Annotated in this window: 15 protein-coding genes; all 15 read right to left on the bottom strand. The window is 59.4% G+C overall.

The genetic code is table 11. From position 1 onward, the window contains the following. Nucleotide 1: 1 nt before the first annotated feature. Nucleotides 2-1,054 (bottom strand): recombinase RecA, encoded by a 1,053-nt coding sequence (recA, locus tag ACYZT0_RS02560; RefSeq protein ID WP_449644954.1) that lies wholly within the window; start codon nucleotides 1,052-1,054, stop codon nucleotides 2-4. Between the two features lie 83 nt (nucleotides 1,055-1,137). Next, on the bottom strand, nucleotides 1,138-1,638 hold the full coding sequence (locus ACYZT0_RS02555; protein ID WP_462044499.1) for a CinA family protein: 501 nt from the start codon (nucleotides 1,636-1,638) through the stop codon (nucleotides 1,138-1,140). A gap of 80 nt (nucleotides 1,639-1,718) precedes the next feature. Continuing rightward, nucleotides 1,719-2,255 (bottom strand): lysis protein, encoded by a 537-nt coding sequence (locus ACYZT0_RS02550; protein ID WP_462044498.1) that lies wholly within the window; start codon nucleotides 2,253-2,255, stop codon nucleotides 1,719-1,721. Further along, nucleotides 2,237-2,800, bottom strand: coding sequence for a glycoside hydrolase family 19 protein (locus ACYZT0_RS02545; RefSeq protein WP_462044497.1), 564 nt, complete (start codon nucleotides 2,798-2,800; stop codon nucleotides 2,237-2,239). The genes ACYZT0_RS02550 and ACYZT0_RS02545 overlap by 19 nt, the downstream gene beginning before the upstream one ends. 3 nt (nucleotides 2,801-2,803) lie before the next feature. Further along, nucleotides 2,804-3,208, bottom strand: a complete 405-nt coding sequence (locus tag ACYZT0_RS02540) for a phage tail assembly chaperone (protein ID WP_462044496.1) — start codon at nucleotides 3,206-3,208, stop codon at nucleotides 2,804-2,806. Nucleotides 3,209-3,221: 13 nt separating this feature from the next. Then, nucleotides 3,222-4,433, bottom strand: a complete 1,212-nt coding sequence (locus tag ACYZT0_RS02535; RefSeq protein WP_462044495.1) for a carbohydrate-binding protein CenC — start codon at nucleotides 4,431-4,433, stop codon at nucleotides 3,222-3,224. Nucleotides 4,434-4,475: 42 nt separating this feature from the next. Further along, on the bottom strand, nucleotides 4,476-5,036 hold the full coding sequence (locus ACYZT0_RS02530; RefSeq protein WP_462044494.1) for a tail fiber assembly protein: 561 nt from the start codon (nucleotides 5,034-5,036) through the stop codon (nucleotides 4,476-4,478). A gap of 7 nt (nucleotides 5,037-5,043) precedes the next feature. Then, on the bottom strand, nucleotides 5,044-6,066 hold the full coding sequence (locus ACYZT0_RS02525) for a phage tail protein (protein ID WP_462044493.1): 1,023 nt from the start codon (nucleotides 6,064-6,066) through the stop codon (nucleotides 5,044-5,046). Between the two features lie 11 nt (nucleotides 6,067-6,077). After that, on the bottom strand, nucleotides 6,078-6,677 hold the full coding sequence (locus ACYZT0_RS02520) for a YmfQ family protein (RefSeq protein ID WP_462044492.1): 600 nt from the start codon (nucleotides 6,675-6,677) through the stop codon (nucleotides 6,078-6,080). Next, entirely contained in the window at nucleotides 6,668-7,708 is a 1,041-nt protein-coding gene (locus ACYZT0_RS02515) for a baseplate J/gp47 family protein (RefSeq protein ID WP_462044491.1), read from the bottom strand. The genes ACYZT0_RS02520 and ACYZT0_RS02515 overlap by 10 nt, the downstream gene beginning before the upstream one ends. Then, nucleotides 7,698-8,096, bottom strand: coding sequence for a phage GP46 family protein (locus ACYZT0_RS02510; protein WP_462044490.1), 399 nt, complete (start codon nucleotides 8,094-8,096; stop codon nucleotides 7,698-7,700). The genes ACYZT0_RS02515 and ACYZT0_RS02510 overlap by 11 nt, the downstream gene beginning before the upstream one ends. Next, complete coding sequence (locus tag ACYZT0_RS02505; protein ID WP_462044488.1) at nucleotides 8,096-8,605, bottom strand: phage baseplate assembly protein V; 510 nt, start codon at nucleotides 8,603-8,605, stop codon at nucleotides 8,096-8,098. Before ACYZT0_RS02505 ends, ACYZT0_RS02510 begins: the two co-directional genes overlap by 1 nt. Before the next feature lie 36 nt (nucleotides 8,606-8,641). Next, nucleotides 8,642-9,682: a phage baseplate assembly protein gene (locus tag ACYZT0_RS02500; RefSeq protein WP_462044487.1), complete on the bottom strand. Its 1,041-nt coding sequence runs from the start codon at nucleotides 9,680-9,682 to the stop codon at nucleotides 8,642-8,644. A 3-nt stretch (nucleotides 9,683-9,685) separates the two neighbouring features. Further along, nucleotides 9,686-10,924, bottom strand: coding sequence for a DNA circularization protein (locus ACYZT0_RS02495; protein WP_462044486.1), 1,239 nt, complete (start codon nucleotides 10,922-10,924; stop codon nucleotides 9,686-9,688). Continuing rightward, nucleotides 10,911-12,473 (bottom strand): phage tail protein, encoded by a 1,563-nt coding sequence (locus ACYZT0_RS02490; protein WP_462044485.1) that lies wholly within the window; start codon nucleotides 12,471-12,473, stop codon nucleotides 10,911-10,913. The genes ACYZT0_RS02495 and ACYZT0_RS02490 overlap by 14 nt, the downstream gene beginning before the upstream one ends. Nucleotides 12,474-12,582 lie beyond the last annotated feature (109 nt).

The raw sequence follows: 12,582 nt of genomic DNA, 5'->3' as shown, positions 1-12,582 counted from the left end.
ATCAGATATCAGCGTCAGCCAGGTCATCAGCAGTCTCTTTGACTGGCGATGCTTTGACGTCCGGCGCTGGAGTCAGCAGCTTGTCGCGCAGCTGCTTCTCAAGAGTCGCGGCAATTTCCGGATTATCCGCCAGGTACTTGGCCGAGTTAGCCTTGCCCTGACCGATCTTGGTGCCGTTGTAGGCATACCAGGCACCGGACTTCTCAACGAAACCGTGCAGAACACCCAGATCGATCATCTCACCGTTGAGGTAGATGCCCTTGCCGTAAAGAATCTGGAATTCGGCCTGACGGAACGGCGAAGCGACCTTGTTCTTCACAACCTTGACGCGGGTTTCGCTACCAACAACTTCATCACCTTCTTTCACCGCGCCGGTACGACGGATGTCCAGACGAACCGAAGCGTAGAACTTCAGCGCGTTACCACCGGTGGTGGTTTCCGGGCTGCCGAACATCACGCCGATTTTCATACGGATCTGGTTGATGAAGATAACCAGGCAGTTGGCGTTCTTGATGTTACCGGTGATTTTACGCAGCGCCTGGGACATCAGGCGGGCTTGCAGGCCCACGTGCATGTCACCCATTTCGCCTTCGATTTCAGCTTTTGGAACCAGAGCCGCCACGGAATCGACGATGATCACGTCAACCGCGTTGGAACGCACCAGCATGTCGGTGATTTCCAGGGCTTGCTCGCCGGTGTCCGGCTGCGAAACCAGCAGATCGTCGACGTTGACGCCAAGTTTTCCGGCGTATTCAGGGTCGAGGGCGTGTTCGGCATCGACGAATGCACAGGTCGCGCCGGCTTTTTGAGCCTGGGCGATCACCGATAGTGTCAGCGTGGTTTTACCGGAGGATTCAGGACCGTAGATTTCAACGATACGGCCTTTTGGCAGACCGCCAATGCCGAGCGCAATGTCCAGACCCAGAGAGCCAGTGGAGATAGCCGGGATCGCCTGACGGTCCTGATCGCCCATTCGCATTACGGCACCCTTGCCGAATTGACGTTCGATCTGACCCAGGGCCGCAGCCAAGGCTTTCTTCTTGTTGTCGTCCATTAAAGTCCTCACGTAATCAATAAGGCCTGACGGCCAACACCTGTATAAGTAGCCAGTATTATTCCACAGCGTTTCAGGATCGCCTACCCCTGATTTGAGATTTCTCCAGCGGTATGGCGCAGCAGCCCCTCTAGCGCGGCCTTCACCGTTTGTCGGCGGACCTCGTCACGGTTACCGGGAAAGTGCTGCACCTCGCTGAACACCTGCTCGCCAACGCCCCAGGCCAGCCACACGGTGCCCACCGGCTTGTTCGGCGAACCGCCATCCGGCCCCGCCACACCGCTGACCGCCACGGCAAATAGCGCCCGGCTTTTTTCCTGCGCGCCTCGGACCATGGCCTCGACCACCTCGCGACTGACAGCCCCCACCGTCGAAAACAACTCAACCGGGATATTCAATTGCTCGATTTTCTGGCGGTTGGAGTAGGTGACATAACCGGCCTCGAACCACGCTGAGCTGCCCGGAATCCGGGTAATCGCCTCACTGATCCCGCCGCCGGTACAGGACTCGGCGGCAGTGACGTGGGCATTGAGAACCTGCAAGCGCCTGCCAAGTTCAGCGGCCAGTTGGGTGATTTCTTTCACGGTCATCTCCTGAGCAAGCGGAATGAGAACTACCGTACACGAGCGGATAACGCTTGCAAGGCGCAGGATCGATCAAAATGTTAGCGAGCGAGCGCTCTGATATAAGCCTGACAGGCCTGCAGGGCAATCAGAGCGCTGTCACCGGCGTCGGTGATGGCGATAATTCGTTGAGCATGCGTCGGGTCAAGTCGGGCGCGCGCGTCTCCATGAACCACGCCGCCGGTGCTGGAGGTGGCTGGCACTGAGCAGCCTGGGGCAGCGTCACTGGCGTCGAGGAGGACTGACAGGCGCAGATCAGCAGTGGCAAGACGATCGCGCAGGCGACCTTGGTCACGTTGGGCATCGCTAAGCGCTCGATAATGGGTTTGTTCACTGGCCGACAACCGCTGCTCCAGCGCCAGACGCTTGTCCTGCTCGGCCTGTTGCCGCGTCGCGGTTGCCAGGGTCAGTTGATTGAGCGCCTCGGCGTGCACTCTGGCCTGCTCCGCCAGTTGCCGGCCATATCGCCAATCCTGGAAGCGCCAGGCCAGCGCCGCCGAGCCACCGGCTAACACAGCCAGAAACACAACGATGCCAATGACGCGGTAAGACATCGGCATCAGACCGAAGGCTGGCATAACACCGCCCTCGCCCTCGCCCAGAGTTGCAAGCGATCCTGCAAACCGTTCAGGCCACCGTTGATGCGGCGGGTGATGCTGTTGAACTGGTCGCGGTCGGCCAGTTCGTTGAAGCCATTTTGCTCCCAGAACCACGCGGCCGACTCGGCGGCCCATTGCGGTTGTTCCAATAGTTCTGGCAAAAACAGTAAACGATCATCACCGAAGAGTCCGAGACTGCACTGACGGTAATTGTTGCGGCCAGTGATCTGAATCAGACCTCGGCCACGGTACTTTTGACCGTCGCCGTCGGGCTCCGGAGTGTTACCCAACAAGGCAGCGAGGGAACCGGTATCGTATTTGCCGAGGTATTGATTACTCCCCAACTCACGCACGTACTGCAACTGCCCTGACTCGTGACCCACTTGTGCGAGGAAGGCGGCGACGCGTTTCGGGGTGTTGATGTTGCGGTGGGCCATGGCGGTGTTGAGGGCGGAAATGAAAACACCCGCTTGAGGGCGGGCGTTGGGAAAAATTTGTTGCAACTGCGCTGAAGTGAGAGACATGGGTCATGTTCCATTTGCCGTTGTTTTAAACCAGACCGGCGCCAGGGGTTTGCTGAAGTCTTTTGGAAAGTTGGCTAGCGAGGGCCAGTCGCGCAGATCCTGCCGGTAATCCAGCAGTTCATGATATTGATCGCTGCTCAAAGCCAACGGAGTGCCGGCAGCTTGCTCATCGCGATCACGGTCGACCAGCCATTGGCTGGCGGCCAGTTCCTGGTTCCGCCAAGCTCGGGCAACTGTGGCTGGTTCAGGTTCTGCCTCCGGATCGCCTTCCAGCATGGCGAGCAACGGCACGCCACCACTCGCCAGCCATTGCTGGTATTCATCCCAGAAACGGTGATGCCGAGGCACGGTTGCTCCGTCAGGCAGACGAATGACAGTGGCCAGGTCTTTAGTGAGTTGAAAGTGCATAGGGAAAACCTCCTTAAAGTTCGGCATCGGCGGTGGCGTGGATGTAATAAGTCTGAGTAACCAGCCCGATATCGGAGTTATCTACCCAGATGCCGCGAGTCGACACCCCAAGAGGTCGAGCATTAGCCGATGAAACTTCATCGCTCCCCGAACGCCATTGCCCAGCGACCCCCTTCGAAGTAGTGGTAAACAAACTGAGACTTGGAATAGCTCTCTTCTCAACCTTGAAGGTCCACTGAGCCAAGGGCTGTGAGGCAAAGCTCGTTTGCCCCTGTTTCACTGTGGATAACAGTGCACCGTAGGGACCTGTCATGCTTCCAGGTGGCAGATCCTGGCTATAGGTTTTTTCGTAATAACGCTGACACATCATCAACTCATCGCCAGGGCTACGGAGCTCGAACGGCGTCGACACCCGCCCCTCTTCCAACTGGATCTGCGCCAGGTCTATAACTTGCAAAACATTCAAAGGCAGGTCAAAGGAGAGCCGCAGAAAGTCATTGCCACTACTTCCCAACGTTTTGCCCGCCAGGGACGGTACTTGAATCGTCGAGCTGTATCGGGTCCAGGAGGTTTTGAGTTGAAAGCTGCCAACCGGCGTCACGGTATCCACACTACCGCCCGCTCCGAAATACTGCGCGACAGTCACATTGAGTTGACGCGCCGTGTCGGCCTTGGCCCAGAACGTCAGCATCGCGGTTTTCCCCGCCAAGGTCCTGACCGACTCGATAGCCTGGGAAATTTTATGCACGCTGGCGCCAACCCCCGCAGTGATTTGCTGCCAACGCATAAAGTAACGGGGCTCATTGGGCACCTCCCCCTGACCCAGCGCAAAGCTCTGCCGGGAAATATTCACCCCGGCGTTTCCGTTCCAGTCGCAACGAAAACGGTCAGCGAGATAAGCACCGGTGTAAGGCCCCAAGTTGACCGTACCGCGCTGCCAGATATCGAAGTTGCCGTTAATCACCAGGTTCTTGCGATAAACCTGCACCGGAAAATTCTGTTGCGGGTCGAGTTTGGCCAACTCTTTAATGGCCAGGCTCAACTGATCAGTTTGATTCTCGGAAGGCATCAGCCCCGCGGCGGTGATGGCGTTGAGAATTTCCTGGGTGACGCTATTACCCCAACTGGCTGGAATCAGGGAGCCGGGAGTTCCGGCAATCGGGTTTTCATCGGCAAATCTACCGTTGACCAGTCCTGCACTGGGGACGCTTTTTGGATAGTCCATTTGATCTACTCAAGTTGTAGGGCATAAACACAGGCAGTGCAGTTACTCGGTCGAGCCTGGAACCTGAGGCCAGTCGATCTCTGCAGGAAAGGTTGCTTGCCGTTCAAGGCGATTCAACTCAACGCTGTAGAGTTTCCATTCCATCAATGCCAGTTGCTCATCGTGAGTGGCGTCACCGATATCTTCGGCATATTGAAGCGGGGCTATACGCAGGACTGCGTCACGAAGTAGCGCGTCTCGCTTGGTGGACACCTGATTCCTGACATCCGCCAATCGCGCCTGGTCGTCCGACTCCCAGGTGTTATCACGCCAGACATAAAACTCACCCGGCCATGGAACCGTGGTAAAGGCGTCAGGCAACTCCCCAAGTTCACTCCAGATCTGCTGAGCCCCGCCCTCTTTGCGATACACCAGACCGCGCCGGTCGATCACTTCGCGCGGGACATTATTGACCAGTGCCCATGTACGGCCCTGTTCCGGAGGCGGCAATTCAAATGAAAGTTCAATGGCATTACTGGGCAGTTGAATACCGATTCCCGGCGTCACGAAGAACTCCACGGGCCCCGACAAGGCGCCCGAGTTATCAATCAGATAATTAAACATGGACACCTCAGATAAGTTTGATACGGCCGGGATAGGCGATGTTGCGTCCGCGAGTCTCTGATCCGCCGGAAAATCCGGTAGCACCGGCTTGCCAAAGTGAGTAGTTGTTGGAGCCGCCGCCCATCATCTGTGTGCCGAAGGAACCGGCACCCGGCGTTGAGTGGTTGTGAGATTCGATTTGGCCGGCCTGCCAGCTACCCGCCGCACGGCTTGCATCCACCCCACGCGACTCATCAAGAACTCGCACAAACTCACCACGGGCCTCTGGGCTACGGAAGGTCGTGGCGCCGTCGCCCGAGGTCCACATACCCTCCTTACCCGCGCGCAACGCTTCGGTGGTGAGCATCCCCGACGCCTGCGCGTGATCCCAAACCCACGGCCACTCGGTACGATTGAGCAGAGATCCATTGAGCGCACCATATCCACCCGGCATCACCGTCGTAGAGGTCTCAAAAACTGCCCCTCCCAGCGTCGTACCGTCATACCGTCCAACAGGCCACCAGTTACCCGAGGCATCACTGCGCAGATGCCACCAATCGCCCGCCCCCATCAACACCAAAAACGGATAGCCACCCGCACTCAGATGGGTGTGAAACTTGATGGAATCTGTTCCCGAACAGCGAACGACCAACCGATTACCAGTGTTATCCACCCGTCGCACGATCACATCACGAATCCCCAAACCGGTGTTGGCCACTGGCAGGGTAACGGTGGTGGCCCCAGGGTTTGCATCAATCAGCACCAGACCGAGTTCTTCCGGCGCCAGCAGCTTCGATGCCGCTAGCCGGGTCACCACCGAACGCATCGGACTGCTCACACCGATAATCGCCTGAATCGCCTTCAACAACTGCCCCGTGTCCGCCTCCAACGGCGCCATCCCGGCGCCAGCCACCACACTCAAAATCTCCTGCGTAACGGCATTGCCCCACACCGCCGGAATCAACGACCCAGGCGAACCGGCCACCGGATTTTCATCGACAAACCGTCCATTGACCAGTCCGACACTGGGCACACTCTTTGGATAATCCATTCCTCTACTCCCTAGTCATATTTGATGTGCACCTTGGTGTGCGCCGGTGCGCTGCGATGGATCAGGCACTCCAGTGCAGATCCTGGATTCATGCCAAACCGCTCTCCCCAGTAACTCGCACCAAAACGCCGGCCCAACAGCAGCCGGCCACCCGTGCTCAGCGTCCACATGAAATGCGCCTGCCATGTTCCGAAGTGCGCCTGGCCAAATCGCGAACGTCCCATTCGCGGGACTTCAAGCTCGGTGATGGTGGCGTTCGGGTACCCCTGACTCTTGGCGATCTCGACGTAGTAGCTGATGGCTTGGCTGCCAACAGCGAGCAGTCGACGGCGTACGGCGAGGCGGCGGTCGTCGAACAGCGGCGTCGCACCCAGGCACGGGTCGGGCAGGTTCATCACCCGCTCCCAATCCGGCACCAGTTCGCTGACGCCGGCGGGGTCCATTTCGTTGAGCAGGTCGGCGGCGCGAGCATCGAGTCGGGCCAGTTCCTGCGAGATGCCTTCGAGAACTTCTTCGAGTTCCGGGACCCGCTCGGGGTCCCACGCCGGACCGCTGGGTAGCAGGCTGCGCAGTTGGGCCTGGTATTGCGCGGCGGTTCTGATCACTGCCATACGCAACCTCCGAAGGTCAGCAACTGGTTGCTCTCAGCTTTGACGTCGGCGGTAGGTGACTTGAGATCGTGATCACTTTCGCCTGTCGCGCTGCTGATGGCCTCACGGATGTGACTCACCAGCAAGGTGTCGCCCAGGCCTCCTTCGCGGTTATGCAGATCGCGCAGTTGCGCCTCAACGGCGGCGCGTACGGCAGTGGTGTCGGGCTTCAGGCTCAGTCGGTAAGTCACCGGCACTTGTACCGGTGGCAGCACACGCAATTCGGCGGTGACCGGCCGCAGAGGTTCGATGTAGGCCCGGACTTCAGCCAGTTGCTCGGGATTCGGGACGGGTTGCGCATCGTCGTCACGCATGATGTACAGACTGACAATGCCGGGGCCGGGATAGCTGCCGCGACACCAGGCGCGGGTCACCCCCGGACATTCGCGCGCCCAGGTTTCGTAGTCTTGCGCCGAACCGCCGTGAGGAATGATCCGATAAGAACGAATCACCCGGGAGCGCAGGGACTCCAGACTTTCCCGAGCGATACCGCCGGTCAACCCCGGTGCCAGCACCGTGAAGCTATTGCCGACAATGCCCAGAATCGGCTGCACCGGAATCAGCGTCATGCCGGCGTCTGCATTACCGAGGCTGCCGGCATCGAGCGCGGCGATGGTGGTGCTGTTGAGGCCGTTGCTGGTGGTGCGCGCGGCGGTCACTTTGTAGGTACGACCGTCGCTGGATTGCAGCAAGGTATCGACATCCAGGACAGCCCCCGCGCTGGCGGTGAAGCTGACGCTGCCACTGGCCGATTGCGCGGCTTTGCGCGGCTGATTGAGGCGAAGTGCGGCGATCCGCTCCAGGGTCGATTCATCGGCCTTGTCCGGGAGGATCTGCTCAGCGATCCAGCTCAGATAGCCATACAGGCCATAGGCGGCACCACCGAGGGTGCGGGCCAACACTTGCGCGTCAGACTGGCGCAGCGAATCGCTGGCCAGGTCGCTTTGGGTGCGCTTGATCAGCACCGGCAGCGAAGGGGTTTCAAACGGCATAGATCACCTGCCAACTGTTATCAGGGTTGATGTCCAGGCGTTCGCCGTAGGCCAGGGTCAGGACCGTGCGCAGGTTCAGGCGCTGGACGTCGAGGCGTTCGCTGATGATGTCGATGGCGCTGCAATGGCCGTCGTCGATCAGCCATTGCAGGGCTTCGCTGGCATAGAACTCGGCGTCCATCTGGGTTTGTCGGGTCAGCTTGACCCGGCGCAGCAGCCACAGGCGTGAGCCGATGCGGTCGTCGGCCACCGTAGGGAAAGTGTCGCCCCACCAGCCGAAACGTTCTTCGTCGTCGAGGGCATCGTCATCGGCGGCGCGGCGCCAGGTGAACAGGCTGATCAGCACCGAACGGGTCAGTGCGGCGTGGAGGTTTTGGCTGATGAACATCACTGCCCTCCTGCCGGTACGCCGGTCTGGCCGTTGCCCGCTTGAACGCCGACATGCACGTGTTTGATCTGGCTAATGCCGCCGGCAATCTGATCGCCTTGAGAAACGATCTTGCCGGTCTGGGTCAGCGTCGGTGTGTCGATGTTTACGGCGCTGCTGGCGCGGATGTTGAGGGTGGCGGTTTCGATGTCGATGATCCGCCCGCGCTTGAAGTGGATCTTGTCGCCTTCGTCGGTGTAGATCGCTACTTCGCCTTGGGCCAGTGCCTTGAGGCGATAGCGGCGGTCGGCGACCACCAGCACGATGGCGTGAGAACGATCGCCACCCAAAAACGTGGCGATACCTTCAGCACCGGCCAGCGGATTGCTGGTGAAACCGTAAGGTTCGAAGTGTTCCATGTCGTCGTTCACTTCGCCGGCGGTGAGGCGCATTTGCAGCGATTGAAGCTTGGTGGCCGAGTTGGCGAGCACGACAGTGCCGCGCGCCAGGAGGCGTGTCAGTAGGCTCATGTGGATTACCTTGTAGAAGTGAGGCTTAGCGGGGTGTCAGGTTTTGGGAGGCACCGGGTTCGCATCGAAGGTGTAAGGCGGCGCCACTTGAAGTGTGGTGACCGAGCCCTGTTCGGACAGCGAGTAAGTCACCTTGGAGATCAGCATGTCGTGGTCGAAGCCCAACACCTTGTCGATCACCCGCACCAACGTGTTGTGCTTCCACAAATCACCATTGGACTGCCGCCAGCCTTGTACCCGATAGGTCGTGGTGCCAGCCTTGCCGACGCGAATACCGCTTTCCCAATCGGCACGTTGCTGCGCCAGTTCCGGGGTCAATTGCGCGCTTTCGTTGATCACGGTGATCCGCTTGCGCCCGATAATCGGGTCGGTGGAAACCCCGGACACTTCGCTCACGGCCGCACCGCTCTTCTCGTCGCCGCCCTTGTGCTGACCGATCACCCGGTACTCGGAGAACACCTGGCTGAAGTCCATCGGCGCGTTGGCCGACAGAATATTCTTGCCCAGCTCAAGCACGTCACTGGCTCGCCCTCCGCTACCCGGCCGGGCCAGTACCACCCGACCCTCGGCGTCATCGGTGGAAAACACCCGAAACAGCGTGAGCAAACGGTCGATCGACTGAAAGACCGTTTCCCCCGGCACGATGGTGTGGCTGCCGAGCCGCGTGGTTTCCGGGATTTCGCTGATCACTTTCCCGGCGTAGGGCGAGGCCAGCGCTTCGACGATGCTGAGTAACGATTGCTGATGCCATTGGTTGGGTGTGTTGATCGCCGCGCAGTCCACCAGATCCTGAGTCTTCGAACTGCCTTCGATGCTCAGGCTGATCTGCCGCCCGTCATAGCTGATCGGCGCCTTGAACACATACCCGCTGAGCACCAGATCGCAACCGATTCGCACTTGGCAGGGCGCACCCGGACGAATGGGTCGGTCGACCGTCTGCCCCGGCCATTGCCAGGTGATATCGAGCTTGAAAGTGCGGAACTGGCGCTCTAGGTCCGCGGTGATTTCAACGCTTTTCCAGCCGCCATACTCCAGACCGTCAACGGTCAGCAACACGCTGTTGTCGAGTTCATTCATGGTCTATTCCCCCAGGACCTTTACGTCGTCCAGCGGGAGAAACCCCGGATGAATAATGCCGTTGCGCTGTAGTACTTCAGCGATTCGCGTGGCGTCTCCACTTTGCTGATAGATCACGACCAGCCCCGGAAGGCTTTGCTTGAAAGACTTGCTGACCAGTCGAACGCCGGACGACGCGACCGCTTTCAAATGCGCCCGGAGCGCCTGGCGCAGATTGCTCATCGCCAGATAGTGCGCAGGATCCGCCTTGGCCTCGGGCAGCTTGAACACTTCCTCAAGTGCCACACGCAAGGCCTCTAAATCGTCGACCACCGGAACGTCCTGATGCATGGTCGGTAGCACAGCCTGATGCCCGACCGGCAGGTTGGTGACCCGCTTGACTGCCTGCGAAGCCACCGGCATCGACGCGACCCACTGGGCCACTTGCACAATCAAAGTGTCCTGCACCAGGTTGGTCAGCGCCTGGGCCGCAGCGGTGGTGTCCTTGCCGGTGGTGAGCTTCGGCGCATCGGCCTTCTTGATGGCTTCGACCTGTTGGGAGACGTTGGCAATCACGCCACGATAACCTTCACGGGCGAAGTCCTTCAGTTCGTTGATGTCGCCGATCAATCCCTTGAATTCCGCCGCCACGTCCTTGGGCAGTTCCTTGACGGCTTTGACCAGATCGCTGATCTGCTGGTACTCATCGATCAACGGCTGAAGGTGCTGCTGAATCACCTCGTAAGCCTCCTTGATGCTGTTGCGCAGGTTGGCAATGCCGATCCGCGCAGCCTTGATCAAAGTCATCGCGTCTTCGAAACGCTTCACTGCGGAGCCCAACAAGCTGTCGGCCGACACCAGCAATAGCTTCTGCGTACTGACCGCCGCCGTCGGAAACGGCACCGGTTGATCGGGGTAAAACTTCAGGGTAAAGGTCACCAGCCCGCCGTCCTGGCGGGTGTGGGTCATGTCGCATTCGCCGACCTTGACCTGCAGACGTCCCAGCCACGGGTGAACCAGCTCACCACTGCCCTGCTCCAGCGCCTTGAGCAGTTTGTCGCGCTGCTCCAGGCAATCGGGGCCAACGATAAATGCGGTCAAATCGTGAATCTTCGCCTGCAGGCCTAGGCCCTCGAAATACGGCAGATCGCGCTGCGGGTACTCGTGCAACTGGCCCTTTTGGCCGACCGGGTTTTTCGCCTGATCGACCCAGAACTGGACGCCGCGAAACGACGCCGGCATCAAACGATCACGCCAGCTCATTGGAACCTCCAAGGGACAGTGTGCGATAGCCGATGCGCGAATTGAGCGCCAGCGCCGGTTGATTGGTTTGCGGCTGATCGGTGTGCATGCCGGCCGGCGCATTTTCGAAGCGCACGGTCAGGCCGCCTTCGAGTTGTGTGCGGCTGTTGGCGGCGCTTTGCTGAATCAGGGCGTTGGAGTTTTGTGTCAGGGAGCCAGGCTGCATCGAGGATTTGTGCGGCAGATTGCCGGGCAGCACTGACAGGCTTTGTGGTTGCTCGGTATCGGCGCCAAAAAACGCCGGCGCAAACTTACCGTTGCCTTCGGCATTGGTTTTTTCTTGAGCCTCGGTCAGGCCTTCGACCTTGCCAGTCACACTGGCGACAAGGCTGCCGAAACCACCGGCAAAGAATTCCTTGATCGGCGCGACGACGCCTTGCAGCTTGTCCCACCATTGGCTGAACCATTCGGTGATCGGCTCCCAACGCTTTTTGATCTCCTCCAACGGAAACCAGTCAAACAGGCTGCGCAGCGTGCCGTACAGCACCAGCGCCGGGACCTTGATGCTGTCCCAGATCCCGGAAAACAATTCGGTGACCGCGCCCCAGCCAGTGATGATCATCTCCCGCGGCGACCAGTCGAACAGGCCATGTAGAAAATCCATGACCGGCACCGACAGCGCTCTGAGCAAGTCCCAGATGGCCGAGAACAGACCCGTCAACGGAGTCCAGTTGCTGATGATCAAACCCAGTGGTGACCAGGAAAAAAGCGTCTGAAAAAAACCGATTACCGGCGTGGCCGCCGCTTTGATGACGTCCCAGATCGCCGCGAACACGGCGGTGATCGGTCCCCAATGGCTGATGATTTGTCCCAGCGGCGTGAACGCAAACATCGTCCTGAAGAACTCGACCATGGGCATCACGACCGGAGAAATCTTTTGCCAAAGCCCGGCGAAGAACGCCGAAATGGGTTTCCAGTTGGCCACAATCAAACCGGCTGCCAAGGCGATGCCCGTGGCAATCAGCACGATGGGATGGGTCTTGAGCACCATGTTCATCAGATCGAACACTTGGGTCGCGCCGGTCACGGCGGTTTGCATCGCCGAAAACGCAATGGCACCGGCCGCAAGTCCCTCGACCAGCTTAGGGTTGTCATTGAGCAGACTGCCAAAGCCAATGAGCAGCGGCTGAAGCCCTGCCGTGACGGTCGCGACGGCAGGTTGTAACGCGGTATTTGCGGCAGCCGACACCTGCTCCATCGACCGACTGAACACACTCATGGTTTGCGCGGCGCTGGTCGGTACGCTCGGCACATCGACACCTTTGGCGGCCTCATTGACCTCGGTCAATTGGCCCTTGAACGCAGCGGACGCCTTGATCCCGTCCACGAAGGGCGTGATCACGCTGCCACCCTTGAACAGACCGCTGATATCCAGCTTGCCCAACCCCGTCTGTTCAAGACGTGTTCTGAAGCCCTCGACCTTCGCTCGTAGGCCGGCGAGCTTGGGGGTCAGTTCATCGATCCCGGTCAGCCGGACCGACTTTTCATCTTCCTTTTCTATGTCTGCCATCACTGCACCTGCTGCATCGCATTGATCCGTTGCGCGTGCTCCAGCGATTCGCGGAGCACATCCAGTGGCCTGGCCATCATCTGTTCGGGGTCAACCTTCCAGAACCAGG

It is taken from the genome of Pseudomonas sp. ZS1P83 (assembly GCF_054897825.1).
The sequence above is the reverse complement of the archived record's forward strand: the minus strand, read 5'-3'. Positions and strand labels throughout refer to the sequence as shown.